The sequence below is a fragment of the Nostoc sp. genome, from assembly GCF_036917415.1.
Lineage (GTDB): Bacteria > Cyanobacteriota > Cyanobacteriia > Cyanobacteriales > Nostocaceae > Nostoc.
The window spans coordinates 102,221-128,929 of record NZ_JBALDJ010000079.1 but is presented as its reverse complement, the minus strand read 5'-3'; the positions used below and the strand labels follow the sequence as shown (position 1 = coordinate 128,929).

Below are 26,709 nucleotides of genomic sequence, written 5' to 3'. Positions count from 1 at the left end.
AAGGGTATGTTTTCTGAGGAGCCGGATGAGGTGAAAGTCTCATGTCCGGTTCTGGAGACGAGTAGCACTCGCGAGGGTGTTGCTTAGTTTAATGGCAGAGAAAGCCTGAAGACACTGCGATACATAATAAAGCTGTTGTATCTGGTGGGAATTAAGTAAATTTCATCTGTAGATAACTATCTGATTTTAAGGGTCTTATAAGGGTTTAAGGGGAATTTCATTCTCAGAAAGCAGAGATTAAATTTCCCTTTTTTTAAAACTCATGTCATGTCTATGCAATTGACTTGTTCATAGGCGAAACCGACTATTGGAACAAGGGAATTGGGACAAAAATACTGTCAGCAGTTATTAACTATTTTTTTGAACAGTGGCAAGCTGATAAAATTGTCATAGGTCCGCACGTTGACAATTATCGTGCTATTCGCTGCTATGAGAAATGTGGTTTTGTGAAAGTAAAACTATTGCCCGCACATGAACTGCATGAAGGAGAATACTCAAATTGTTGGCTCATGGCAATAGAGTCAAAGAAATCATTACTCCTTTAATTTACATGGTTCCTCAGTTAATATCTAACCGGATACCGAGAGTGGCAGATAAGCCTACACCGTAGTGTAAGAGGATGTCACTAAATTAACTTGCGTGTTCCCAGTCACTAAGTAACTCATGCTGTTGTGCTATTTTATTAGATTTACGGAATGGTACTTTAGGAGTACCAATACTTATACCAGGAAAAGACTGTTTTTTAGTCTTGGTAGGTCTATTTTCTACGGTGGTTGAACTGAACTGTTGGGTTTTCATGGGTAAACAAATCTCTGATTAAAACCTGAGCACCAATTTATAACATCAATTTGCAAACGGCAAATTTCTGAAGAAAAATAAAAAATATATAATTGTTTGTCGATGCAATGCCATTGCAGGTCAAGAGACTTGTGTGTACACCGTAGCGCAAGCGAGGAGGGGGCTATGATGTACTTCATCTGATTAGGATTTGTAAAGGAAAGAAGAGAAATCGAAGAGTTTATTTACTCTCAAGGTTAATTCTGACCAATGAGAGTAACGATCGCTGTAGCTAAATCTGCTGGATCGACGGGTTTAGGTAGGTGTTTTTGAAATCCTGCTGCCATTGCTTGGTTGTAGTTAAGTTCTCCAGCATAAGCAGTCAAGGCGATCGCAGGGATTTGTCCGCCTCGCTCTGGCGGTAATTTTCTCACCTCACGCAGCAACATATACCCATCCATTAAGGGCATTCCAATATCACTTAAGAGGATATCTGGCTTTGATTGTACTAATGTTTGCAGGGCTTCATCTGCTGATTCAACTGCCGTTACAGTCGCGCCATATTGTTCCAGCGCAAAACTAAAAAACTCTCGCACATCAGCTTGATCGTCCACAAGCAGGATTTGCACTCCAGCAAGTAATGTGTCGTCATTACTGACTTCTGGTTGAGAAGCTTCACCACTGCTAACTCGCAACTCAGAATTTTTCAGCAAAGGTAGTTTGACTGTGAAGGTAGCCCCCTGTTCTTCTCCCAAACTCTCTGCCTGAACTGTGCCACCGTGAAGTTCTACTAGATGACGCACAATTGCTAGTCCCAATCCCAGTCCGCCAAATACTCTGGTTGTCTTAGCATCTGCTTGCCGAAAGTAATCAAAAACGTAGGGCAAAAATTCTGGGTTGATTCCTTTACCTGTATCAATTACCTGGATTTGGGCATCTAAACCAACTTGCTCTAGACGCACTTCTACAAGTCCTTCTGTGGGTGTGAATTTAACGGCATTGGAGAGGAGATTCCACATCACTTGTTGCAAGCGATCGCCATCGCCGAGAACTTTGCCGATATCATTATTTAACACCGTTTGAATTTGAATTGATTTGGCTTCTGCTGCTAAACGCACCGTTTCTAATGCCGCTGCGATCGCTATTTTCAAATCCACTGCATGGAGATTTAACCTAACCTTACCTTGTAAAATCCGCGAAACATCAAGTAAATCTCCAATCAATTGGGTTTGTAATTTAGCATTACGCTCGATTGTTTCCAAAGCCCGGATTTTAGTAGCTTCGTCAAACTTGCGGGTTCTGAGTAACTTTGCCCACCCTAAAATCGGATTCAAGGGAGTTCGCAGTTCGTGGGAAAGGACAGCGAGGAATTCATCTTTAATGCGGTTAGCTGTCTCGGCTTGTGCCCTTGCGGTCTTTTCAGCCTCGTAAAGTTGAGCGCGAGCGATCGCTTGAGCACACTGCTGTCCCAGTGTCAACATAAATCCCCGGTCTTCTTCATTAAATATTTGTCCAGTAGTAAAGCTTAATCCCAAAGCCCCAATTACTTTACCTTCTACCACCAAGGGAATGGAAGCCCAGGCATTATTCCCTATAACAGTGACAACATCTGCTAAGTCGGGATATCTAGCAATCATGGCTGCTAAATTTTCTAAAAAAACTGGCTGCCCAGTTCTAACTGTTTCTGCTATTTGATTAGGTGCTGCGATTGGAAAACTTGTCCAAGTATTTATGAGCGTTTGCGGATAGCCAATTGCTTGCACAACTTTTAGGGTAGTATTTCCTTCAGTAAGTAAGACAACGGAACCACCAGTAGCTTCCAAGGCGGCAATGCCTTGGTTCACCACTACATCAGCCACCTGTTGGGGAGTTAAGGCTTCCGAGAAGGCAGCAGTTATTTTTTGTAAAAGTACTGTGCGATTGACAGACCGTTGAGTTTCCTGGTAAAGTCTGGCATTGTCGATGGCTGTCGCTGCCCGCCGAGCAATATCTTCTGCTAAAGCCAAGTCTGTTTGTTGATAGTACCGACCAGATTCGGCGGTAAAAAAAGAGATTGCTCCAAATAATTGCCCACGGGAACGAACTGGAATCACCATTAGAGAACGAATACCTAGACTTTGCAGCAATTGCCGATGTTCGTTGTCTTCAGACATCTGTAGAAGATGTGAGTCAGATAATTCGGGATAAAAGACAGATATTCCTAAGCGTAGCTGTTGTACAAGCTGTTTGGCTTTGGTTTTAGGTGGATAACGTCGTCGGATTTCGTCTAAAATATTTTCTTTTGTGGGATCGGCAATTGCGATCGCAATTTGTTTACTTGACCAATCTTCTTGAAAAACATCTACAATACACAAGTCAGCTAAAGTCGGAACTGCTAGATTAGCCACATTTTCCAAGGTGATTTCATAATCTAATGAGGCAGCTAGTAAGGTGCTGGCTTCGACTAAAAAGTTTTGTGTGGCTTCAACTCGTTTGCGATGGCTAATATCCTCAATAATCCCTAATGCATACATTGGTTGTCCGTTATCATCCCAAACTGCTGATGAAGTTAGGTTTACCCAAACTATAGAACCATCTTTGCGAATGTAGCGCTTCTCTAGGGAATAACCACTAATTTCTTTTGCTAAAACTCGTTGAGCATTTTCCCAATCAACTTCTAAGTCGTCAGGGTGGGTAATTTCCTGAAAGTTCATTTGCATTAACTCTTCATGGCTATACCCAGTAATTTCGCATAGGGCAGGATTAACCTGAATAAATCGCCCATCCAACCCTACTAAAGTAATACCGACAGCTGCCTGATTGAACATTGCCCGAAACCTTTCTTCACTTTCTCCTAAAGCAACTTCTGTTTGCTTTGCTGCTGTTATATCTGCCAAAATAATGCCAATTCCTACCGTTTCACCCATTGTATTGTTTACCGGGTAATAGTTGCCCAGCCAGTAGCCGTAGCTTTTAGGTTGTCCCCTTGTCTCACCGCTGATTTCCATATTCAGCAGGGGTTCACCAGTCTCTAACACGTGCTGTAACTGTGGCTCTAACTCAGCTGCCATCGCTGGCAACACTTCCTTAAATTTGCGTCCTAGATGTTCTTCTATAGCTAAACCGTTAATGTCAGCGAAAACTTGATTAATGCGAATATATCGCAGTTCCAGATCGAAAAAGCATACAGCAACAGGAGCCGCTCCTAGCAACGCATCTAGAAGAGATAGAGATTCGGCATAATGGACTAAAGCCTGGTGGATGTCTCGATAAAGTTGGGCATTTTCCACTGCTAAGGCAGCACGATGGGTAATATCTATTGCTAAAGTTAGGTCAGTGCGATCGTAGCGACGGTCTGATAGGGTGTTGATAAAGGTAATACAGCCGAGTATGCGCCCTTTTGCGATTAACGGCACAATCATTACAGACTTCATCCCCAATTGCCGAACAAGTTCTAAGTGTTCCTGATTCTGAGTAGTTGCTACTAATAGCGAGTCAGATACCTCTGAGATCAATTCACTTTGGCCAGTTTGTAGTACTTTAGTAATTGCACTTGCACCCTTATAATCTGTCACATACTCTTGAAGTTTACGCGCCAACTCTGCTTTCGATGGGTCTGCATGAGCAATAGGTAGGCGGCGAATGGAGCCATCTTCATTTAAAATGTCTACGCTACACCAATCAGCAAGCTGGGGAACTGAAATTTTGGCTATCTGTTGTAAGGTTTGTTCATAATCTAACGAAGTAGAGAGTAAACTACTAATTTGGGCGATATAGCGGAATCTTTCCTCAGCCTGTTTGCGCTCTGTAATATCGAGAACAAAAAAAGCTCCTCGATCTACAGTCCCTTCAAAATGGCTACCACCTGCCAAAACAGGCAAGCGTGAGCCGTCTTTACGGATATATTCTTTTTGATATGGTGTGCAAAAGAAACTGTCTTGAAATTGAGTTAGTGCTTGCTTATCAAGTGGTAAATACTCTGTAGGAGTTAGGTCTTGCCAGCGAAGTGTGCCGGCAAGTAATTCTTCACGGGTATAACCGACCATATTCAGCAAGGCATCGTTAGCGTCTGTAATCCTGCCGTCTCTATCCCAGAAGCCGATACCAATCATGTTTGACTCAACCACACTACGAAACTTAGCTTCGCTTTCCCGTAATGCTTGTTCAGTTTGTTTCAGTTGAGTAATATCAATTGAACTAATGCCCACTCCCAACAACTGCCCATTCGGCAAACACACCGGATAATAGCTGACAAGACCATAACGATATACCCCAGGCGGATAGGTTTCACCGCTCACTTCCTGGTTGAGTAAGGGCTGCCTCGTTTCCATCACTTGCTCAAAAACAGGCTCAATTTGCGCTGCCCATTCTGGTAGTACTTCCCTAAAGGTGCGACCAATATGTTGAGTTTGCGGTATACCGTTAATGGCAGCTAGCGCTTCATTTGCATGAATGAAGCGCAGTTCAGGATCGAGAAAAGCCAGCCCCACTGGTGAACTAGTAAGCCAAGCATTGAGTAACGCCAGAGATTCGTCTTTTTGCCCAATAGCTTGTTGAAGTTCCTGGTGTAACCTGGCTTTTTCTAGTTTTGCCTGCCTGCGATCAGTAATATTCACACCTGCACAGGTGATACCTAAAATGCTATTGTCTGCATCCCTTAGCGGTTCAACTAGCAAATCGTAGTAACGATTTTCTCCACCAATTGTCAGATAAACTTCTTGGCGGGTTGCAACATCAGTCTCTATTACTTTTAGCTTAATTGCCCTCAATTGCTCTGCAACTATAGCTGGAAATAATTCGTCATCAGACTTACCTAATATTTTCTCAGCAGTGTCTAGACTTTGAGGATTATGAATCCACTGATATCGCAAATCGCGATCCTGCTGAAAGACCACGATATCTGAACTATTTAAAGCTAATCGAAATCTTTCTTCACTAACCCTCAGCTTTTGGAGATTTTCATCCGCCTGTCTTTTAGCAGTTTTCCATCCCTCACATAAGATACTAAAGAACAATCCTTGTAATGCAAATAACCCAATTCGCACAGAATTAGATAAGTCAAAACTCAGCTCATAAGCTGGGGGGAGAAAAAAGTAATCGCTCAGTAACGCAGACAAGAAAGTTGCTAATAGCCCTGATTTCAAACCACCATACCAAGCACTCAACATTACAGTGCTAAAAAATAGCATAAAAGAAGTTTCGCTCATGCTTAACCAGGGGTCTAGCATCAACATTAGCACTAATGCTAGTGCGACAATTAATACAACAATGCCATAACGCAGTAACTGAGAAGAATGAATATGGGGCATGAAAAGTTCTTGGAACAACCAATACTCATTGCAGAGGCTGTATATACCCTAAGCTAGTTTGCAAATTTTAGTAACTTATCTTCAGATAGATTTTTGCTGAGTTATAAAAATCTCTTTTGCCAGAGGTTTAGTTGTTATTTATCTGATATGCAAAGGGAAAATTTAGCTCGTTCCCTCAAAATAAATGACACTATTTTACTAATGTAAAATACTAAATACAAACACGAAGCTAATTAATTTATAACAAAAATTATAGAATAATATCTGGATAAGGAGAAAGATAAACAGAAAATCTTAGCTGTAGTTGTGAAATAATCTATTTATCATCTAAATTGGTGAAAATTACAAGTTAATTGTTTAGCTCCCTTCTTTGCAGGTAAAATTTTTCGTGAATCGGTCATTACCTGTTATACTCCTATTTATTTGGTAGCAATCGATATTTAAATTTGAATGAATAATACCAATTTTCTATGAAGATGTCTAGAATAAAGCTTCAAGGATAAAATCATAAGTCAAAGAGGAGATTAACTCGGAAGACATTTGAGCTAGCTCATGTTGAACCTGCTGGCTCAATTGTGATAAATTCGAGAAATTCTCCCCTTTTAACTGAAGTTTAATAAACTGCCATCATCTTTCAAGCGGGTTGAGTTGAGGACTATGAGATGGTTGAAAATCGGGATGATATTTTCAGGCCAACACAACGCCAGAGCTTGGTGTGCAGATGCCCGATCGATTTGAATCAAAGCCATATCATCACCAAGTTCAATAGAGACAACATTTAAGAATTTTTGAAATGTCTCACTATTGATACCAATTCTTTATGAAGACGTATAGAAAAAAACCACCGCTTCCGGCACCAACCTGTTGAATTGGTAGCAATCAAGATATCCTATAGGACTCCGATTTGATTTTTGAAAACATACTGAGACTGAAAAGCCTGTTTTAGAGGATGTTTGGAAAGTCCCTAATGATGTATCAAATAGTTTTAAATCCCCCTAAATCCACGCCACGTGCTCCACTTGGGGAGACCCCAAGACCGCAGTGGCTCCCCGATAAATTGGGGTACTTTGATTCTAATTCCCCCCTTTTTAAGGGGGGCTAGGGGGGATCAACAAGTGTCTAAAATCACAGTTAACCACTTTTCAAACAACCTCTTAATAAGGGTTTTATCTGAAATCTTGTTCAAAAATCAGATATGAGTCCTATATACATAGTCAATATCTTACTTAGATTGCCCCATGCCCCATCCCCTACTGTCGTCAGATGACATCCTTTAGTACTGCTAGCAATTTTTCAATATGTGTTACTTCATGAGTTGCCATCACTGATATTCTGATTCGACTTGTGGGCACTGTGGGGGGACGAATTGCTGGGGCAAAAATGCCAGCATCTCTTAGCTGTTTTCCAGCTTTAAGGGCATCTGTGGCATTAGGCAATTGAAAACATAATATGGGTGATTCAGAAGGCAGCAATTGCAGGTTAGGTAACTGTTGCAGCAAAGTTTTCAAGTAATGTATATTCTTCCACAATTGGGCACGATGTTGCGGTTCTTGTTGCACAATCTTGATTGCTGCTAAGGCCGCGGCTGTATCAGCAGGTGAAAGCCCAGTGGTATAAATCCAACTGGGTGCGCGGTTTTGCAAAAAGTCAATTAGGGCACTACTTCCTGCTACATACCCGCCTAAACTACCTAAAGCTTTACTTAGGGTGCCAATTTGAATTAATTGCTTTCCTGTACATCCAAAATATTCAACACATCCAGCGCCAGTTTTTCCTAGTACCCCAGTGGCATGAGCTTCATCGACTAGCAGCATACAGCTAAATTCATCAGCGAGATCCAACAGTGCAGGCAACGGACATAAATCGCCATCCATGCTAAAGACGGTATCAGTAAGAATCAAACAGCGTCGGTAATTTTGCCGCTGCTGGTTCAACTGAGTTTTTAATACTGCGATATCACAATGTGGGTATTCCACAACTGCTGCACCGCTGAGAATCGCTCCATTTTTCAGACTGGAATGATTGTATTGGTCAGAGAAAATTAAATCACGCTTGCCCACAAGGGCGGTAATTGCACCCAAATTTGCTAGATACCCGGAACTGAATACCAAGGCATCTTCTGTTTGTTTAGTAGATGCGATCGCCTTCTCTAACTCCCTGTGCAATTCCCGATGTCCACTAAGTAATCTAGAACCAGTACTACCAGTCCCAAATTCGGCGATCGCAGCAGTTGCAGCTGCCATCAAACGCTCATCTCCAGCCAATCCCAAATAGTCATTGCTGGCAAAATTAATTACCTCTTGCCCAGCTAAAACTACCGTTGCACCCGGACGACCATTGATAGGTTGTACCGAACGATACCAGTCTGCCCGATGAATTGTTGCTAAGGACTGTTCTAACCAGGCATAAGGGTCGGTGGGCATGGGGAGTGAGGGCAGGGGAGCAGGGGAGGCAGGGGAGGCAGGGGAGGCAGGGGAGGCAGGGGAGGCAGGGGAGCAGGGGAGGCAGGGGGAGAATAAGAAATAACTAATGACAAATGACAAATGACCAATGACAAATGACAATTAAACTTGTTCACTGCTGAGATGAGCGATCGCTTGTTTAATCCAATCTTCGACATAGGCATCTTTGGGTAGTCCGATGTCTTCGCTGACCACATGGAGGGCGTGACTGACCTCATGGGCAGTATATCCCAAAGCGAAGAGGGTCATTTGCACTTCTTCGAGAATTCCCGGTGCTGGCCCGCCTGTGGCGACGAAGAACCCGGCTGATTTGCGCCACTCGACTAATTTGCTTTTCAGTTCTAAACAGATGCGTTCGGCGATTTTTTTACCAACACCGGGAGCCTGAATTAGGATTTGTGTATTGCCAGCGATAATTGCTTGGACTAAATCTGGTAGTTCCAGAGTGTCTAAGAGTGCGATCGCTAAGGCTGCACCAATACCTGTGACAGTCAGCAAGTGGCGAAATAAATCGCGTTCGGCTGGGGAAGCAAAGCCATATAGAAAGGGCACTTCTTCACGAATTTGCAAATGGGTAAAAATTTGCGCCACTCCTCCCGACTCTGGTAATTGGTTTGCTAGGCGTTGGGGAACTTGCAAATCATACCCCAAGCCATTCACTTCCAGAGTCAGAATTACGCGATTAGCGCCAATTGTTTGGATACCAGCGACTATACCTTTTAAATAACTAATCATTACAAGAGACCAAAATAATTTAAGCCTTCGATAATTCCACCTGCACAAAAACATGAAGCCAGGTAGCGATAGTCTGCGGGATACTCATTGTGCCATTGGAGTAACTCTTTGCGGGCATTCCCCACAATGATTCCGCGTTCGTTGCCTACAGCAAATAAAGCAATATCATTACCCGAATCACCACAGACAACTGTTTGTTCTGCTGCAAATTTCCACTTCTGGCGTAAAAACTGCATTGCTTGACCTTTATCGCTGGTCAGGGGTACAATGTCAAGGTCTATTCCGCTACTGTAGATTAACTTTACATTTAATTTAGATTTTTGTAACTCTGCTTCAAGTTGTGGTAGAACATTCGCAGATACTTCTTGTTCTAGGAAACAACTCACTTTGAAGGGACGCTGTTCTGAATCTGGTTGCCGAACTAACTCAGGATATTTTCTCGTAATAGATAATACAGTTTCCCGTTCCCATCCCGGAGAGAGGATTTCTGACCAATCTGAGTCTGGAGTATCAGTACCATCAAGGTAAATTTCTGTACCCACAGATAGGACGAGGGCATCCGGTTGCAAAAGATTTTTTTGAGCTTGGAGTTCTTTGTAAAGTACAGGCGATCGCCCAGTAGAATAAACGATTTTAGTACCGTATTCTTGGCGATGTCTCTCCAGCAGTTGATTTAGTTCTGGTAAAGCGCTGTCATCACCGACGGTGCGATACACGAGGGTGTCATCTAAATCGGTTACAAAAAGAAATGGTTTCATGATTAAGACCTCTTGCAAAATTTCGTTATTCTACCGCGTGAAGGGACTTTTGCAAGAGATTTGTTTGCTAAAAACAAAATATGTCAGACATTCAATTCGAGATTAAGGATAGTTAGAATTATTATCAGTAAAAGGTCAATACCTTTGCCAATTTACGAGGGTTCAAAGCCAGTAGAAGCGGGATGGATACGACCTAAAGATGTAAGCTTGGCAAAAATCTGAGTTAATAAAATAGGCTCAGGGATTTCTGGAAGTATTTTTAATATTTCATAGACATATCGAAAGTCACGATAGTGAGCCTTCATATTTTGGCGAAGGTATTGATTAAACGAAACTTATTTAGTTGATCGTTACTATGCACTACTACCCACGGTCAAATTACGGATTAATTGAGGGGTGTTATGTCAGGAATAACTCAAAATTGGCGGTTTTGGTATAGTTCTCTGATTTTGACGGGTATGTTTATTGTTTCTTTGCAAGGGCGTGTTTTTGCTCAATCTCAACTTCCCTCGATTAACGGGATTGACAACGATTTGATTGAAGACAATGGCTCTCCTAACTTGTTTTTTCTCAACCCGAATGAAATTATTTTTGGGCCAAGCTGCTACAGTCCAGATTATGCTCAAAGCAAGTTTGTTATTCTCGGACGCGGCGGTTTACCATCCAATCCTAAAGATATTCTCAACCCTGATGCAATACGAATAGATTGGGTATCTCTTAAACCCAGCAACAAGAAGCGTTCCCTACTACCTGTCAGGATTAAACCAACTATTTATATTCCTAAACGTATTGTTGAGGCCACAGGAGTGACGCTAAATGCCTTTGGACAAATAGTTTTTAGTGCTAATCCAACCACTCTTACTCCTTATACTTCCAGGCAAAAGCTTATGCAGTGTTATGGTAGCTAAAGTTACTCATATTTTTGCCATGTCTTGTTTGCTGATGTTGTTTAACAGCATCACAACTACACCTACTAAGGCGCAGTTACCTCAAAACAATTCTCCCTCGCTTGGGTCACTTGGGCGAATGCAGGATGTCCAGCCACCAACCAAAACACAATCAACACCACCGTCTCCAGCACCGCAACTACCCCCTCCATCCCAATTACTCCAACCAGATCAAGGGCTACCCACACTAGAGCAACCACTCCCTGAAATTCCCTACACTTTCACTGTTAAACAGTTTGAAGTCGTTGGTAGTACGGTTTTTAGCCAAAAAAACTTGAATGAGGTACTTAAGGACTTTATCAACAAGCCGATTACTTTTGCACAATTATTAGAAGCTCGTTCCAAAATTATCGAATTGTACAATCAAAAGGGATACATTACTTCTGAAGCTTATATTCCTGAACAAACTTTCACAGATGGTGTTGTCCGAATCCAAGTAATCGAAGGCAAATTAGAGGATATCCAAGTCACTGGTACTAGGCGACTTAACCCAAATTATATTCGCAGTCGTATAGCTAATGCTGCATCCACCCCTTTGAATCAAAAACGCCTATTACAGTCCCTGCAACTATTGCAGCTTAATCCTTTAATTAAAAGCTTGTCTGCTGAACTGTTTGCTGGCTCACGAACCGATACTAGTTTACTGGCCATCAAGGTAACTGAGGCAGATACATTCAATACAAAAATAGTACTGGACAATCGTCCTCCCCCTAATTCTGGTAGCTTTCGTCGCCAACTGCAAGTTAAGGAATCCAATTTACTGGGAATTGGAGATAGTATATCGTTAGTATACAGCAATACTGATGGCAGTAATGCTATAGATGCCAGTTACAGCTTACCCCTCAATCCCCACAATGGCACTCTCACCTTCCGCTATGGCAATAGACCAGCCAATCTTATTGAATATCCTTTTAATATCCTAGATATTGAATCAACCCCCCAACGTTACGAACTCACATTCCGCCAGCCACTACTCCAAACTCCTAACCAAGAATTCGCTCTTGGAATCACTGCTTATCATAGAGAAGATAAAATTTCCTCTTCTTTTCTAGAAGAATATGGTATTCCCCTTTCTGAACTCTCACTAGGAGCTGATGCACAAGGACGCACTAGAGTATCTGCCCTGCGATTTTTTCAAGAATGGATTTCCCGTAATAGCCAAGAAGTAATTTTCGCTCGTTCTCAATTTAGTTTGGGAATTGATGCATTCAATGCCACAATCAATGATACCCCTCCTGATAGCCGTTTTTTCGCTTGGCGAGGCCAAGCACAATGGGTACGCCTATTAGCTCCTGATACCCTATTTTTGATTCGTGGCGATGTGCAACTAGCTTCCACAACACTTTTAGCTTCAGAAAAATTTCGTTTAGGTGGTGTAAATAGTGTTCGGCGATTCCGTCAAGATTTGTTGTTGGGAGATAATGGCGCTCTTGCTTCTGCTGAATTACGACTACCAATTTTACGTGTGCGTTCCTGGAAGGGAGTTCTACAAGTGACTCCTTTTGTTGATGTTGGTACTGTTTGGAGTAATTCGTCCAATAGAGATGAAAATAATATTAACACTAACACTCTAGCTGCTGTTGGTTTGGGTTTGCGGTGGTTACAAGGTAATAATTTTACTGCTGCTGTTGAATTGGGTATTCCTTTAGTTTCTGTTGATACTTCAGGTAATACATGGCAAGAAAATGGTTTGTATTTTTTTGTACAATATAATTTATTTTAATTTCAAAAGTTAAAATTTAGGCTAAGTCACTTTTAAAACAACCTCTCAGACAGAAATTACTGATAATAGTTAACATAGGTAGCCAGTAAGCAAAAAATTATTTTCAAAAAATTGGGAGTTAAAGCTTTAATGCCTTCAGATTTTTGTAAGTCGATAAATTGTTTTTCTCTTGGTTGTATCTTTTTTCTATTTATTGCATTTACAGTATTCTTTGAGCAAGATAAAGTGACAACTTTAACCTGCGAAAGAATGACTCGGATTAATTGTCAGTTAACTCATGCAAATGAGTGGAAATCAAGCGTAGAAACCTATTCTATAGAAGAGTTTAGGGGAGCAAAATTTTATTTTAATCGTGGTGGCGACTATTACGCTGTTATTCTTTTGACAAATTATGGCGAATTACCTTATACTTTTTACTATCCCTTCCAATCTGAAGCTCAAAAAATTGTAGATAAGATTAATACTTTCATTAGTAATTCTCAAGAGGAATTGGTTACTGTCACTCAAGACAGATCCATTTCTCTCAATTTAGCTGCCGCTATTTGTTTTATATTTGGTGTATTTGGTTTAGGTCTTACCCTTTACTCATATATTTCCACCCTGCCCTAACTGAATCAACAAATCTTTTCCCACAGCTAAACTCAGTTGCAGAAAGAGCGATCGCTAATATACAATTTTTTGTATAAGCGATATATGCAAACAGTCCGCCTCCAGTCAAGCCTCATCAAACCAAGTTTTTAGGACTTGTGTGTACACCATAGCCTCTTAGGATATCTGTTATATTTCAGGAAATAAATCAATTTATAAGTTCATTACAATGACTGCTGCAAATACTTAAACCTTTCTTATATATAGAAGAGCATTTGTTGCAAGGTATTAAGCATTTGCAACGCCCTAATTATATATGTGCTGCAAATATTTAAACCTTTCTTATATATGGAAGAACATTAGCTGCAAAGTATTAAGCATTTGCAACAAATAATTATACATTTGCAGCAAATACTTAAACCTTTCTTATATATGGAAAAACATTAGCTGCAAACGCTCAAATTTTGACAACTAATGTTTAAATTTGAGCAATGTCTACAGAGCGTAGCAGCGAAAAACAATGTAGAGACGTAGCACTGCTACGATCCTTAGAATATATTTATGTGGAAATGGTTTTCTGCATTTTATATTTTTTCAATCGCGGAAAATAATTTTGCGTGATTTTAAAACCCTTTTAGAGACGCGAAATTGCATTTCGTGCTATTCGTCTAAAATTCTATTCCTCAAAGAAAAATATAATCCTCTTAAAGCTAGGTAAACAAATTTTTTGGCTGCGTTAATCTCAGTACTGGCAGTAAATGTGCTTTTGTTGTTTACGCTGCTATGCTAGTGAAATCGTTACATTAATGCTTGAATACAATATTATCGTCGTTGGAACATCAGCAGGTGGAGTTGAGGCACTGACTTATCTAGTCAAGCATTTGCCGCCCGATCTCAATGCTGCTGTAATTATAGTCCTTCATGTATCAAGTCACGGCACGAGTTTTCTGCCAGAAATATTAAGTCGTGCTGGCAACTTGCCAGTGTCTCACGCTCAGGACGGCGAAGCTATTGTTCGTGGTTGGATTTATGTCGCTCCCCCTGACTACCATTTACTGGTAGAACAAGGATATTTGCGTTTGACGCGGGGAGCAAAAGAAAACCATTGTCGTCCTGCTATCGATCCATTGTTTCGCAGTGCAGCGCGAACCTATGGGCAGCAAGTGATTGCTGTGCTACTAACAGGTATGCTTGACGACGGCACGGCGGGACTAATGGCTGTAAAAATGCGGCGTGGTGTGGCAATTGTCCAAAATCCTGACGATGTTTTGTATCCTGATATGCCACGTAATGCGATCGAGAACGTAGAGGATATTGACCATATTCTGCCACTTTCAGATATTCCTTCTACTTTAGTAGCTCTAGCTAATACGCCAATGGAAGTACAACCAGAAAACCCGGTACCTAGCGAGATGGAGTTTGAATCTAAAATAGTGCAATTGAGTTTGGAAGCAGTAGAAAACGAAGGCAATCGACCTGGTAAACCATCAACCTTTGGCTGTCCTGACTGCGGCGGTATCCTCTGGGAAGTCGAAGAGAGAAATTTGTTGCGCTTCCGGTGCCGCACGGGTCATGCTTTTTCAGTAAAAACTTTGCTAGCCACGCAGTCTGATAAGGTGGAGGATGCACTATGGATCGCTTTTAGGGCATTGGAAGAGAAAGCTTCTTTATCACATCGTATGGCTTCAAGGATGGAGGCTCGCAATCAAACCTTGGCGGCACAAAGATTCAAAGAGGAGGCACACTCTGCCAAGGAGTCCTCCGCCATTATTCGAGAAGTACTTTTGAAGGTCGATCCAAACATAGGTGTTGATTGAAGGTTAAACCTAATCATTTTGAGGAATGGGATGGTTTAGTTTACCGTGTGTAAGTGCCACCACAGCTTGAACTAACTCTTCTGGATCGAGGGGCTTGGTAACGTGCCGTTGATAGCCACTGATTATCGCTCGCTGGGAATCCTCAACTCTGGCATAAGCAGTCAAAGCGATCGCGGGAATCTTTCCCCCTTTTTCGGGCGTTAAAGTGCGGATCTGTTTGATCAGGGAATAGCCATCGACTTCAGGCATCCCAATATCACTGACTAAAACATCGGGTTGAAAAGACTCCAAGTTTGCCAATACTTCCGTCGCAGAGGCAACAGTCAGCACTTTTGCTCCGTATTCCGCAAGCAATACTGTTAATAGCTCACGAGCATCGGGATCGTCATCGACTGTGAGAACTCGAATCCCTGTGAGTTCGAGTGCTTGTTGTGGCAACTCATCTGGCTGGTTGATTTCCGGTTCTACATTCAGCAGTGGCAACTGGACTGTAAAGGTGGCTCCCAAGCCTTCACCAGGACTATCAGCCTTGATGGTGCCGCCGTGCGCCTCAACTAACTGCCGGACGATCGCCAACCCCAATCCTAACCCCCCATACTTGCGAGTAATTGAGACATCTTCCTGACGGAATGATTCAAAAATATACGGGAGAAAGTCTGGGTTAATACCTTTGCCAGTATCACTAACGATAATCTGTGCCCGATCGCCAACTCGCTCTAGCCTGGTTTCTACTCGTCCTCCCTTGGGGGTAAACTTGATAGCATTGGAAAGTAAATTCCAAACGATCTGTTGAAGGCGGTTGGAATCTCCAGAGACTTGCCCTATATTCGGCAGTACTGAATGCAACACAATTGATTTAGAAAGGACTGCTGTATTTACTGTGTCGATCGCAGATTCAATCACAAATGTCAGATTCACAGGAGTAGCATCTATGCTGAGTTTGCCGCGTAGAATCTTGGCTACATCGAGCAAGTCATCAATCAGTTGAGTTTGCAGTTTCGCGTTGCGTTCAATGGTGGCTAAAGCTTCAACTGTTTTGGTTTCACTAAATTTGCGGGTTTGTAGCAGTTTTGTCCAGCCGAGAATGGGGTTGAGAGGCGATCGCAATTCATGGGAGAGAATGGTCAGAAACTCATCTTTGATGCGATTGGCGCGTTCGGCTTCAGCTCTTGCTGCTTGCTCCAATTTCAACAAGCGATCGCGTTCGATTTCAGCTTGTTTGCGAACGGTGATATCCTGCACGTTGCCCACCATCCGTACTGCATTGCCCGCAGCATTATAAAAAACCTGACCTCTAGACGCTAACCAGCGAATGCCATCAGGATGTAGAATGCGGTAATCATCTTCATAGTACTCTTGCTGTTGCTGGATGGTGTGACTGACTATTTCATTGGCTGAGGTGCGATCGTCTAGGTGCAGGTGGCTTAACCACAGTTCATAGCTGATTTCCTCTGTGGTTGGATCGAGTCCAAACAGATTGACGTACTCTTCAGATACATGAGCGCTGTTGCGGGTAATGTCCCAGTCCCATAGTCCCAATCCCGTAGCTTTGTACGCCAATTTCAACCGGGCTTCGCTCTCCTGCAAGAGGAGTTCTATCTTTTTGCGATCGGTGATGTCTCGCGAAATCAATAAGATTCGTTCCAACTGCCCAGAGCCATCCAGAATCGGGCTAACGACCACTTCCCACCATTTTGCAGTACCTTTTGCAGTTGGGCAGTATCCGCGAAAAATGTTGACTTCGCCTGCTTTAGCAGCAGTGAGTGCCTGCTCTGCCTGTTGCCGATAGCTGCCTTCCCAGAAACAGAGCCATTCAGTATTGAGATAGGAATTTAAGTCGTCAATTTCCATCAAACACAGTCCACCTGTATTCATGTACAGCAGCCGCCCGTCGAGGCTTAATACCTGGATGCAGTCAGAACTGCTATCTAAAATACGGTTTTTAAATTCTTCACTCTGGCGCAGGGCTTCGGCTGACCGTTTGCGTTCGGTGATATCTAAATCGATACCAGCCATTTGAATCGGTTGTCCGTGTTGGTCGTAAAATACCTTGCCCTGGCTCAGTGCCCACCGAATCGTGCCGTTGGGATATACCACTCGAAATTCAATGTCATAGTCTTCTCCGTTGGCGACAGCACGATTGACGGCTGCCACTACGCGATCGCGATCGTCAGGGTGCAACCGCGCGGCAAACATCTCGAATGAGCCGTCAAACTCTCCTGCTTCCAGTCCAAATAAGGCTTCCAGGTTATTTGACCAGGAAATTGTTCCCGTCTGGATATTCCAGTTCCATGTTCCCATCCGAGAAGCTGATAGTGCTAATCGCAGCCGTTCGTCACTCTGCCGTAATTCTGCTTCTACCCGTCTGCGATCGGTCACTTCATTGTGTGCCTGCTGATAAAGTTCCGCCTGTCGAATTGCAATGCCAACTTGAATCGCCAGCTCTTTAAGCAAGTCAATCTCTAAGGGTTGCCATCTTTTTGGCAGAGCACAGTTGTGAGCAATTAGCAATCCCCAAAAGCGATCGTCGTAAATAATCGGCACGACCAGATTAGCTTTTACTTGATACTGAGCCAACAATTCAACGTGGCATGGGTCAATGCTGCTATCTTGAATATCAAATATTGCTGTTACATAACCCTGACAATAGCGTTGGATATAATTTTCGACAAAGGCGGGATCGTTGCTGACAATTTCCAGTGGATTCGATGCCAGGTATTTCTCAGCGAGGCAGGGATCGTACATAGTGGAGTAAAGGAGCGATCGCCACTCTGTCCCAACCGATTCTGCTACTACTGTCCCATCTCCGTCAGGTTTTAACTGAAAAACCAAGACGCGATCGGTGTGCAGAAATTCTCGCACTTCGGTTACAGTTGTCTGAAGAATTTCATCCAGATTTAGCGATTGATGAATTTTTTGGGTAATATGTGAAACTACGCGCTCTCGTTCAATACGCTGTTGTAATTGGGTGTGTAGCCGCACTGTTTCAATCGCCCCATTGACCGCTGTTTGCAGCTTTTCCGGGGTAATTTGCTCTTTGACAAGATAATCTTGTGCGCCCGCTTTGATCGCCTTAACTGCGATCGCCTCGTTGCCCTGCCCGGTGACAACAATCACAGGTAGGCAAGGCTGTTGCATTGAGGGTTGCAATTGTGCTATAAAGTCCAGTCCGTCTAAATCAGGTAGCCGATAATCAACCAACACAGCATCGGGCTGGTGTTGCTGCCAAAGTTCTAGTCCTTGCTGCCCCAGCGTTGCTTCTAAAAATGTATAGGAATATTCGCGATCGCGCAGCAAATATCGCCGATAGAGTTCTCGATCTTCTGGCGAATCATCGACAATTAAGAGAGTGCGCTGTTGCTGAGACATCGTGAATTAATTAATCGAGTATGAGTTAACCCACATTTTGCAGGTTGGCAAAGAAAAATTGGTATTTTTTAACAAATGCTAAAACCCTTCTGATGCCAGGATTTTAACATATTTGATAGACTTTATTTGGTTGCTCTTTCCATCAGCTTTGCATTAATTCGTTTGCTCGTTTTGATGTATATTTTGCTTCTAACCTACTTATAAGATTTATATCACTTTAGCCAGAGAACAGTTTATAAATATTCATTCACTATATACAAATTATTTATGAAGAGCGGATTTGCTTTATTATTTATTAGTATATAAGTTTTTGTAAACATCTTAAAACCCTTTTTCTCTGTACTTCTTGAACCTTGCAATCTGAATGATAAGTTTTTCCGAACATGATATTAGCTCCACCTTATCCATTTTTACTTTAGGCAAATATATAAGCTGAAATTACTGTGGTCAGGTAGTTTTACTTTTTGAACTCTATTAATAATCTCTGACGTGGAAAAAGTATTTGCCAAAAAGTCAAGGTTTTTGCTGGATACAGAAAACCGAGTTTTTAATTTAGATAAAGTTGAGATTAGACCAATGGCAGATTCCAAGCTTTTAGTGCGTTACGCTATTACTAACACACCCTACGTGGATTTAAAAAATAAAATACTAGCCCTATAGCAATAGTGCTTAGTTAAGGCTAGAAAATAAAAATGTGTAGGTTTTGTTGAGGAACGAAACCCAACTTATGAATATTATTAACCGAGCAATATTGAGTTCTATAGAATTAATAAGCACGATAGATAACATAATTTTTAGTATCAATACAGAAGACTCTGAAAAAGAAATAAATACTCAATACGTTGTTAGATATGGTTAAAAAATATTAGCTTTTTTTACATATCTACGAAAGCGGTCAATCCACTAAGTTCAGCGAATTTATTTGCTGACAAAAACTCAGTTTTCAATATCTAACTGAAAAACGATGAGGCAATTGCGCGATCTCTAACTCATGACTAATCCTTTGGATAATCAGGTAGCGTCGTCACTTCAAACCAATATTCTACGAGCATCTGAATATCTCGTTTGAGTTGAGCAAAGTTAATTGGCTTAACGATGTAGCTGTTGACACCATATTGATAACATACTTCAATATCTTTGGGATTGTTAGAGGTAGTAAATACCACCACCGGAATCATCTTCAAGTTGTCATCCTGTTTAATCCGGCGTAACACTTCTCGTCCATCGGTTCCGGGCAGGTTCAAGTCAAGTACAATCAAGCCGGGGCGGGGCGCACTTTCGGCTTCCACATAACTGCCCGTCCGAGAAAGAAACGCCAAGGCTTGTTCGCCATTCACACATCGCTGAATGGCGATCGCAATAGTAGAGCGTCCTAGAAATCGTTGCAGTACTTCAAAGTCTTCGTTGCTATCCTCCACAATTAAAAGTAGTGGCATTTCCTGGATGTAGGAGGCTGAAATTTGAGTCATGTATTTGCCTCCGCCGACAGGGTGAAGTAAAATGTACTGCCTTCAGTGGGCGTAGATTCCACCCAAATTCTACCACCGTGACGTTCCACAATTTTGCGGGCAATGGTTAACCCTACCCCAGTTCCACCGCCAAAGTCATCCCGTCCATGTAAGCGGCGGAAGATTTGAAAGATTTTGTCGAGATGCTCTTGGGGGATACCAATGCCATTATCACGAACGTAGAAAGTTAGAGAAGTAGAAGCAACTTTGGTTTCTCCATTTCCTTCGATAAAACCAATTTCTACCCATTTTTCAAGTTTATTGTTGTATTTAATGGCGTTGCTAATCAGGTTGGTGAAGAGTTCATTAATCTGAGCGCGATCGCATTGAATGCTCTTAAAAGGTTGAGGAATGCGAAACTCAACTTTGCTCTGCGGTCGCGCAATGGTCAATGTGGCGATCGCCTGCGGGACTAACTCATTCAGATTCACTGGTTGCCGGATCAGTTCGGCGCGTCCCAACCGAGAGAAATGCAGGAGGGAATTGATCAGGTCTTCCATCCGTTGGGTCAGCCGCACCAGGGTTTGGAGTTTGGCAATTCCATCGTTATCCAGTATCTCTGCATAGTCCTCCATTAAGAAGTTAGCGTAGTTGTGAATGCCCCGGAGCGGTTCTTTCAAGTCATGGGAGGCAACGTAGGCGAAAGAATCAAGTTCTTCGTTACTGCGTTGTAATTCAAAATTCATCGATGCCAGTTTGTCTGCTTGTCGCAACACCACGCCCACAACCAGGCTTTGCAGTTCAATAACCGTTTCAACTTCGCAGGGTTTCCAGGGTAGGGCAGATCCTTGCACTGTTTCTTGCCATAATTTAAAGGATTTGCGAGGAGACATTCTTAAACTGCCATCTGACAAAACTTCCACAGGCTTGTTGGGGTTGCCGCCCCAATTCACAGTTTGAATTATCTCTGGACGAAACCAGAGAATGTAATTGTGATGAACTCTAGAAATTTCTAGGGCTAAAACGCCACTGGCGATCGCTTTATATGACTCGGCAGCAGGGTAATCTTTCGTGAGCGATCGCGTCTCAAACAAGTTATGATGCAGTTGAGGTTTAATCCAATCAAGTAAGGCGTGAACCTCTTCCTCTGATGGCGTTTTACCCACTCGAATACACTGGTTGCCACTGCATATCACCGCTCCCGTGGCGCTGACCAGATTGAGTAATTGAGATTGCAGTTGCACCATGCCATCCAGGAAATACTCAGCCTGAGACAATCCTTCCACAAATTGAGTTTGTAATGACTTCAATTGTCTTTTGTAATCAATATCTTCACTCGCTTCTTTATTTGCCAGTTCCACAGACATCACCTGTCCAATGAACTCACAGATGGTGCGGATATTGTAAGAAACATATTTGGGCAATGAATGATGACAGGCAATCAATCCCCAAAGCTTTTGTTCTTGTATCAGTGAAATAGACATAGAGGCAGTCACGCTCATATTTTTCAGATATTCTAGATGTAACGGAGAAACACTCCGTAACACCGATAAACTCAAATCGAGCGGTTGATTTGTTAAGGGATTGTTTGCTGGAATTAAGGTAACAGGATGGTAGCTGGCATCTGGAATCAGCCGCAGCCAGTTGAGGGTGTATAGGTGTCTGGCTTGCTTGGGAATATCAGAGGGCGGATAGTATAAATCCAAATAGAGTGTTTCGTGATTGGTGTCTTCAGCGATAACCCTGCCTGCCCCTTCCCGATCGAATCGATAGACCATGACGCGTTCAAAACCAGTGATTCGCCGGACTTCTGTAACCACAATCTGGCACATTTCTAGCAGTGTGGGTGCTTTCTGAATGCGGGTAATGGTTCCTCTTACCTGTTGAGAAAACTCAAAAAAGTTTGTTTTCCCCTTTGCTTTTTTCGGTTCTAATTCCAGAATAATGAGATTATTTAAACGATGTATAATGCCATCAAAGTAAATTGATTTATTCAAATATTTGATAGATAAATTGAGGGGATTAACGCTCTCAAAATCCTCTGCCAGACATTGTTGAATCAGCTTAATCTGCTTGGCGTCGAGTAAATCTGACAACGACTTGCCTAACAATTCTTCAGGTTGACGACCAACAAATTCTTGGGTGTTGCTGCTCACCTGAAGGATTTCCAGAGTGGGATCTTGCAAAACCAGTAAAACCCCGTGAGGCTGGATCAGATTGGGAATGTGGATTGGTTCGCGAGCGCAGTTTGTCAAATCAATGATCTCATCAGTCATTCTCAGTTTCTCAAACTCCTCATTAGAACTTTGGCAGAAATCAGAAATGTTGAATATATAGTCAAAACGGAGATTTCCTAAGTCAAATTATTTCTTTTTAGCTGTTTAGCTTTTTAATTATATTGAACTGACTAATAGAACCTTCTCTAAAATATACAGATTTTAAATAGATGCTTTAACTATAGCAATCCTAAATCAATTCGTGAGCAACAAGCCCCTGACTTTTGCAAGAATTCGGGGATCTGCGGGTTGAAATTTGACTATTTCAGCCTTAATGGCAGGCTCTAGCTTCTACTCTTGATTTAATGTTTCAATCAACAAATCTACCTGCTTTTGTCGCTGCTGCAAAAAACCTTCGCACTGACGCAAATACTCCACAGCAGTTGCAAATTGGTCAAACACAGCTTCCAATTCCAACTCACCCGCCTCAATGCGAGTAATAATTCCTTCTATCTCAGCAACCTTCGCCTCATAATTCCAACCCTCCTCAGAACTAGAAGCACCCTTACGTTTAACCATTCAACTCTTGGCGTCCTTGGCGTCTTGGCGGTTCGTTCACTTCCATAACCTTCACTTTAACCCCACCCTGCCCCAATTGAATCATTAACTCTTCCCCCACAGCCAATTCCGTTGCTGAACGAGCGATCGCCCCATCTTCCTGCCTCACCACCGCATAACCACGCTGTAACACCGCTTTCGGGTCAAGACTAGCCAACTTTTGCCGCAATAATTCTAAATGCTGCGTTGCTTGCTGCGATCGCCCCGTCGTAATTTGTACCAAATGCTGACGCTTCCAAGCAAGCTTTTCCACCTCCTGTTGCACTTGCCGATCTAACCGCAAACGTCGCAAACGATTTCGCAATACTTGCAATTGATCCTCAGCATTTTCCCTAAAGTTATGCACCGCCTCATGTAAAGCGACAATTCGCTGCCGATGTTCAGTATACAACTCTGAAAGTGCTGGTACAACCATCTCTGCTGCCGCAGTGGGTGTATGCACACAGACATCTGCAACTAAATCTGCCAAAGATTCATCTCGTTGATGGCCGATACCAGTAATTACAGGGATAGAACAACAAGCAAGCGATCGCACCACTCGTTCGTCATTAAAGCAAGCCAACTCTTCTACCGCGCCACCACCCCGCGATAAAATTAGCACTTCGGCGCGTCCATCTCTTTCTACCCGTTCAATTGCCTTAACGATAGATTCAGGCGCTTGCTCACCTTGTACTGTAGCCGGAGAAAATAAAACGTGTAAACCTGGATACCTTTGCTTCAGGGTTTTTTGAATATCACCCCAAGCAGCAGCCGTTGGTGAAGTGACGACAGCGATCGTTTGGGGATGAATGGGGAGCGATCGCTTTCTTTGCGCGTCGAACAACCCCTCAGCCAGCAGGCGATTTTTGAGTTGTTGATAGCGCAGTGCCTGTAAACCAACACCAGCAGGTAAAGTCTGCCAAACTGATAACTGATACTCTCCCCGTTGTGGATACAGGCGAATACTGCCCAAAATGATTATCTGCTCACCAGGAACAGGTATCTGGGCGAGTTTTGGCAATTGGCTATTCCATACTACACACTTAATTCCGGCGGTGCGATCGGGATCTTGCAGCGTAAAAAACAACCCACTGCGATGATTATTAGCACTGGAAACTTCGCCAGTTACCCAAACTTGCCGTAATTGTTTATCTTGCTCTAACAGCAAGCGGATATAGTCAGTTAATCCAGATACTGAAAGCGCTGTATCGAGAATCAGAGAGTCGGAAAGGTCGAAAGTCATCAAAGATGCCTGAAAGCATTTGTGCTGGAGCGATTCTAGCATTTTAATGAAAACCAAAGGCTAACCCAGTAAACGCTTCAATCTTTTGTAGACATCATCATCATTGCGCTTACCAACTAAAATCACTTCTATTAAATCTTGATCGGGAAAATACCTGTAAATAATTCGATATTCACCACTATCAACTCGATATAAACCCTGATAACCAGATAGCTGCTCGCTATCACTAGGTAAAGGCTCAACATTTAAAGCCAAAACCTTTTTTGCAATCTGTGCTGCTATTTTAGGCTGTAAACCGTTCAGAAAATCAAGGACAGTTGCTAGACCATCAAGCTTCGCCATTAGCTAAATGCTCTAGTGCAGATGTAAAAGCCTCTGTACCAATCATTTTGGACTGACTCAGAGCAACTTCAGCGGCTTGACCGAAAACCATATCCTCTAATTCTTCCAGCCGATTAATTAATTTTTGGTAGCTCTCTGCTGAAATAATCACATGGCTAGGCCGTGATTGCTTAGTTAGTAAAACTGGCTCAATAGCAGCCTTATCAAAAACCTCACCGTGTTTGTTACGAGCATCAGTCAAAGTGTAGGTCTGCATAGTAATTGTGACTATTTTAGACATTTTGACTATATTTTAGCAGATAACTCTTCTCATCTCAATTTTGGCTTAACAGAACTTGCTGCTCGTTTATAGCGTTTCCTAAGCAACTGAGGTACACCCAAATCTTTTTTACCAAGATTAGTCGCTTTCAAAACGTACCTCACCAGGTCGGGAACCGCTATATATAAATAGAATAGTTATGTAGAGAATAATTCAGCAATGAACATAACTTATATTTTGTTACGATCACTTTATGAGTGCTACTCCTGTTGTCGAAGCCCTCAACAAGTTTGATATATAGCTGTTATGTGAGCAAAGCATTTGAATTTTGGTTTAGTAGAAATGTTTTCATCACTTAATTTTTATATCCTGTATTACAGTATGGATGCGTTATCTGTCCGTTATCTACACTCGCCAATCCGCCATCTTGTTTACGCTGGATATGATCAATCGAAATTGAGTTTCTATGGATAAGACCATTGCATATTTTACACTTAGGTGCATTTCTTAATGCATCTTTTATATAAATTTCACTCTTTTTATTTGTATTAAAATCTGGTGAAGATGAATTATTTTCTTGATCTATTGTACGAATAGTCAAATACTGAAAATCATTGCTAGATATAATCTCATTTATAAAATTGTCAATTGTTTTTCCAGCTTTTAAATTAATGACAATATTCTGAAATAATTTTGATACATCTTTATAGCTTTTTTGAACAGACTTATATTTTAAATAAATCTGCTGAATCAAATAATCATATTTAAGGATGCATTCCTCGAACTGTTCTCTTACTTGAATGAAGTCATTGATTCTTTTTCTTTTATCCAGTTCCATTACAAAATCAACAACAGCAAGGAACGACACTGTTCTATATCGTCCATCTTTTGAGTAAAAGTATATAACTGGGTGTAAGCCTAAAGATGAGGGATGATTACTGTTTAATCTATATACAATCTTTTTGGTATTTTTTAAAATCTGCATTGTTGTTTCACCAATTAGATCATCATTAATTTCCTTATTATTAAAATCTAAATCGTTAGCAACATTCACAAAATCTAAAAGTAGCGGTAAAGTTTGAGATGAATAGAGTTTTCCTCCAACTGGTATGTCCAAAGTTTTGATCGGGGTCTGCAACTTAGGTGAAAAAAGTACCTCATTAATTTCCTTAGCTATTTCTTGTATCTGATGCTGTATTTCATCTGAAAAAGATGACCAATATTTATGGCCTTTACCACTTCTAATAATTGCACGTGCTGCAATGCTATTAGGTTTTTTTCTGGATTCAAGGAGTTTTAACTCAGTTTTATCAATTGGTGCTGCTTGTTGATTAATCTTGAAGAATGAATTTTCTGCTTTAGTTGCATCACCTTCAACCCATTGAAGCTGAATTGCTGCGGCTGCAAGATTTTTTGCGTATTTAATAACTTCCGGTTTAACTTTATCAGGGTGTGTAATAGCCAGCTTACAATCTTCGTATGAGCCGACTGTCTTGTTGACCAATTTTCGTGTTTCTTGAGCAACCTTTATTTGTTCATCAGAAATTACCCCATCATAGAAAAGCTTTGAAATTTTACCATCACCGTAATCATCATTTACCCAAGCAGATAAAGCACTCAGTCTATGGCTACCATCAATTACAAATAGGTAGCCACCTGTGCTTCGCCACAAAATAATTGCTGGTATAAGATCGCCCTCCATAAAACTTTTAATCAATTCACAAATTTTTAGCTTATCCCATTCGTTCGTTTCTCTTTGAAAATCTGGTTTTCGGATGTTTGGGAAGAAAAAAGAGTCTGTTTTGATGTCTTCAATACAAATTGTTTCTTTCTTCTTACCTGGATTAATATTTTCTTGTACTTCAAAATCTTCTCGTTGAATTAGAGCATCTAGATTAACTTTCGCCATGAAGTTTTCCCCTGTATTAATACTGTATAGTCTTTAACTAGTAAGTATAACTCCAGCTCATCAGGAAGTAGCAAGTAGGACTGAGCATTATAGCCGAAGCATAAATTAGAAAATTGGTGTAATTAAGCGTTAAAACTATTATTTTAAGTATTTTTCCAGTCAAGAGCCGTATTCCGCCCTGAACTAACAACTGAGCATTCAAAACTGAGGATTTAAGCCAAATTAACACAC

General features: G+C 41.7%; 19 protein-coding genes and 2 pseudogenes. 6 read left to right on the top strand and 15 right to left on the bottom strand.

Annotation, left to right across the window (positions count from 1 at the left end):
* Nucleotides 1–266: 266 nt before the first annotated feature.
* Nucleotides 267–545 (top strand): annotated as a pseudogene (locus V7K41_RS17120) (GNAT family N-acetyltransferase); the annotation flags it as partial.
* A gap of 85 nt (nt 546–630) precedes the next feature.
* Here the strand turns inward: V7K41_RS17120 and V7K41_RS17115 are convergent.
* The 7 genes and pseudogenes from V7K41_RS17115 to V7K41_RS17085 all read right to left on the bottom strand — a co-directional run.
* Nucleotides 631–798 (bottom strand): hypothetical protein, encoded by a 168-nt coding sequence (locus tag V7K41_RS17115; RefSeq protein ID WP_334849977.1) that lies wholly within the window; start codon nt 796–798, stop codon nt 631–633.
* 236 nt (nt 799–1,034) lie between these two features.
* Entirely contained in the window at nt 1,035–6,065 is a 5,031-nt protein-coding gene (locus V7K41_RS17110; RefSeq protein ID WP_334849975.1) for a PAS domain S-box protein, read from the bottom strand.
* A gap of 602 nt (nt 6,066–6,667) precedes the next feature.
* Nucleotides 6,668–6,814, bottom strand: coding sequence for a hypothetical protein (locus tag V7K41_RS17105; protein ID WP_334849973.1), 147 nt, complete (start codon nt 6,812–6,814; stop codon nt 6,668–6,670).
* 510 nt (nt 6,815–7,324) lie between these two features.
* Nucleotides 7,325–8,488, bottom strand: a complete 1,164-nt coding sequence (gene bioF, locus V7K41_RS17100; RefSeq protein ID WP_334849972.1) for an 8-amino-7-oxononanoate synthase — start codon at nt 8,486–8,488, stop codon at nt 7,325–7,327.
* A 141-nt stretch (nt 8,489–8,629) separates the two neighbouring features.
* Nucleotides 8,630–9,262, bottom strand: coding sequence for a Holliday junction branch migration protein RuvA (gene ruvA, locus V7K41_RS17095; RefSeq protein ID WP_109007998.1), 633 nt, complete (start codon nt 9,260–9,262; stop codon nt 8,630–8,632).
* Nucleotides 9,262–10,020, bottom strand: a complete 759-nt coding sequence (locus V7K41_RS17090) for a sucrose-phosphate phosphatase (RefSeq protein WP_334849971.1) — start codon at nt 10,018–10,020, stop codon at nt 9,262–9,264. The genes ruvA and V7K41_RS17090 overlap by 1 nt, the downstream gene beginning before the upstream one ends.
* A gap of 152 nt (nt 10,021–10,172) precedes the next feature.
* A pseudogene (locus tag V7K41_RS17085) lies at nt 10,173–10,328 on the bottom strand (IS4 family transposase); the annotation flags it as partial.
* 93 nt (nt 10,329–10,421) lie between these two features.
* On the opposite strand from V7K41_RS17085, the gene V7K41_RS17080 reads away from it, so the two are divergent.
* From V7K41_RS17080 to V7K41_RS17065, 4 genes are all read left to right on the top strand, one after another.
* A complete protein-coding gene (locus V7K41_RS17080) occupies nt 10,422–10,928 on the top strand; it encodes a hypothetical protein (RefSeq protein WP_334849970.1) in 507 nt (168 codons plus the stop codon).
* Nucleotides 10,918–12,690 (top strand): ShlB/FhaC/HecB family hemolysin secretion/activation protein, encoded by a 1,773-nt coding sequence (locus tag V7K41_RS17075; RefSeq protein WP_334849968.1) that lies wholly within the window; start codon nt 10,918–10,920, stop codon nt 12,688–12,690. Before V7K41_RS17080 ends, V7K41_RS17075 begins: the two co-directional genes overlap by 11 nt.
* Before the next feature lie 129 nt (nt 12,691–12,819).
* Nucleotides 12,820–13,299 (top strand): hypothetical protein, encoded by a 480-nt coding sequence (locus V7K41_RS17070; protein WP_334849966.1) that lies wholly within the window; start codon nt 12,820–12,822, stop codon nt 13,297–13,299.
* Between the two features lie 785 nt (nt 13,300–14,084).
* Nucleotides 14,085–15,095, top strand: coding sequence for a chemotaxis protein CheB (locus V7K41_RS17065; RefSeq protein WP_334849964.1), 1,011 nt, complete (start codon nt 14,085–14,087; stop codon nt 15,093–15,095).
* Nucleotides 15,096–15,104: 9 nt separating this feature from the next.
* On the opposite strand, the gene V7K41_RS17060 is transcribed toward V7K41_RS17065, so the two are convergent.
* Entirely contained in the window at nt 15,105–18,464 is a 3,360-nt protein-coding gene (locus V7K41_RS17060; protein ID WP_334849962.1) for a response regulator, read from the bottom strand.
* Between the two features lie 489 nt (nt 18,465–18,953).
* On the opposite strand from V7K41_RS17060, the gene V7K41_RS17055 reads away from it, so the two are divergent.
* A complete protein-coding gene (locus tag V7K41_RS17055; RefSeq protein WP_334849960.1) occupies nt 18,954–19,124 on the top strand; it encodes a hypothetical protein in 171 nt (56 codons plus the stop codon).
* 335 nt (nt 19,125–19,459) lie between these two features.
* Here the strand turns inward: V7K41_RS17055 and V7K41_RS17050 are convergent, their stop codons facing one another.
* The 7 genes from V7K41_RS17050 to V7K41_RS17020 all read right to left on the bottom strand — a co-directional run bounded on the left by V7K41_RS17050 (nt 19,460) and on the right by V7K41_RS17020 (nt 26,478).
* Entirely contained in the window at nt 19,460–19,933 is a 474-nt protein-coding gene (locus V7K41_RS17050) for a response regulator (RefSeq protein ID WP_334849959.1), read from the bottom strand.
* Nucleotides 19,930–22,188, bottom strand: coding sequence for an ATP-binding protein (locus V7K41_RS17045; protein WP_334849957.1), 2,259 nt, complete (start codon nt 22,186–22,188; stop codon nt 19,930–19,932). The genes V7K41_RS17050 and V7K41_RS17045 overlap by 4 nt, the downstream gene beginning before the upstream one ends.
* 291 nt (nt 22,189–22,479) lie before the next feature.
* Complete coding sequence (gene xseB / locus V7K41_RS17040) at nt 22,480–22,707, bottom strand: exodeoxyribonuclease VII small subunit (protein WP_334849955.1); 228 nt, start codon at nt 22,705–22,707, stop codon at nt 22,480–22,482.
* Nucleotides 22,700–23,968 (bottom strand): exodeoxyribonuclease VII large subunit, encoded by a 1,269-nt coding sequence (gene xseA, locus V7K41_RS17035; RefSeq protein WP_334849985.1) that lies wholly within the window; start codon nt 23,966–23,968, stop codon nt 22,700–22,702. Before xseA ends, xseB begins: the two co-directional genes overlap by 8 nt.
* A gap of 60 nt (nt 23,969–24,028) precedes the next feature.
* On the bottom strand, nt 24,029–24,310 hold the full coding sequence (locus V7K41_RS17030) for a type II toxin-antitoxin system RelE family toxin (RefSeq protein ID WP_334849953.1): 282 nt from the start codon (nt 24,308–24,310) through the stop codon (nt 24,029–24,031).
* Nucleotides 24,297–24,566 (bottom strand): type II toxin-antitoxin system Phd/YefM family antitoxin, encoded by a 270-nt coding sequence (locus V7K41_RS17025; protein WP_251958345.1) that lies wholly within the window; start codon nt 24,564–24,566, stop codon nt 24,297–24,299. Before V7K41_RS17025 ends, V7K41_RS17030 begins: the two co-directional genes overlap by 14 nt.
* A gap of 358 nt (nt 24,567–24,924) precedes the next feature.
* Nucleotides 24,925–26,478, bottom strand: coding sequence for an HNH endonuclease (locus tag V7K41_RS17020; protein WP_334849949.1), 1,554 nt, complete (start codon nt 26,476–26,478; stop codon nt 24,925–24,927).
* Between the last annotated feature and the right edge of the window lie 231 nt (nt 26,479–26,709).

Coding starts and splice junctions, on each gene's coding strand:
- V7K41_RS17080 (WP_334849970.1), top strand. CDS start 10,422: ATGTCAGGAATAACTCAAAATTGGCGGTTTTGGTATAGTTCTCTGATT.
- V7K41_RS17045 (WP_334849957.1), bottom strand. CDS start 22,188: ATGACTGATGAGATCATTGATTTGACAAACTGCGCTCGCGAACCAATC.
- V7K41_RS17070 (WP_334849966.1), top strand. CDS start 12,820: ATGCCTTCAGATTTTTGTAAGTCGATAAATTGTTTTTCTCTTGGTTGT.
- V7K41_RS17090 (WP_334849971.1), bottom strand. CDS start 10,020: ATGAAACCATTTCTTTTTGTAACCGATTTAGATGACACCCTCGTGTAT.
- V7K41_RS17050 (WP_334849959.1), bottom strand. CDS start 19,933: ATGACTCAAATTTCAGCCTCCTACATCCAGGAAATGCCACTACTTTTA.
- V7K41_RS17020 (WP_334849949.1), bottom strand. CDS start 26,478: ATGGCGAAAGTTAATCTAGATGCTCTAATTCAACGAGAAGATTTTGAA.
- xseA (WP_334849985.1), bottom strand. CDS start 23,968: ATGACTTTCGACCTTTCCGACTCTCTGATTCTCGATACAGCGCTTTCA.
- xseB (WP_334849955.1), bottom strand. CDS start 22,707: ATGGTTAAACGTAAGGGTGCTTCTAGTTCTGAGGAGGGTTGGAATTAT.
- V7K41_RS17060 (WP_334849962.1), bottom strand. CDS start 18,464: ATGTCTCAGCAACAGCGCACTCTCTTAATTGTCGATGATTCGCCAGAA.
- V7K41_RS17030 (WP_334849953.1), bottom strand. CDS start 24,310: ATGGCGAAGCTTGATGGTCTAGCAACTGTCCTTGATTTTCTGAACGGT.
- V7K41_RS17115 (WP_334849977.1), bottom strand. CDS start 798: ATGAAAACCCAACAGTTCAGTTCAACCACCGTAGAAAATAGACCTACC.
- V7K41_RS17025 (WP_251958345.1), bottom strand. CDS start 24,566: ATGCAGACCTACACTTTGACTGATGCTCGTAACAAACACGGTGAGGTT.
- ruvA (WP_109007998.1), bottom strand. CDS start 9,262: ATGATTAGTTATTTAAAAGGTATAGTCGCTGGTATCCAAACAATTGGC.
- V7K41_RS17065 (WP_334849964.1), top strand. CDS start 14,085: ATGCTTGAATACAATATTATCGTCGTTGGAACATCAGCAGGTGGAGTT.
- V7K41_RS17105 (WP_334849973.1), bottom strand. CDS start 6,814: ATGGCTTTGATTCAAATCGATCGGGCATCTGCACACCAAGCTCTGGCG.
- V7K41_RS17110 (WP_334849975.1), bottom strand. CDS start 6,065: ATGCCCCATATTCATTCTTCTCAGTTACTGCGTTATGGCATTGTTGTA.
- bioF (WP_334849972.1), bottom strand. CDS start 8,488: ATGCCCACCGACCCTTATGCCTGGTTAGAACAGTCCTTAGCAACAATT.
- V7K41_RS17075 (WP_334849968.1), top strand. CDS start 10,918: ATGGTAGCTAAAGTTACTCATATTTTTGCCATGTCTTGTTTGCTGATG.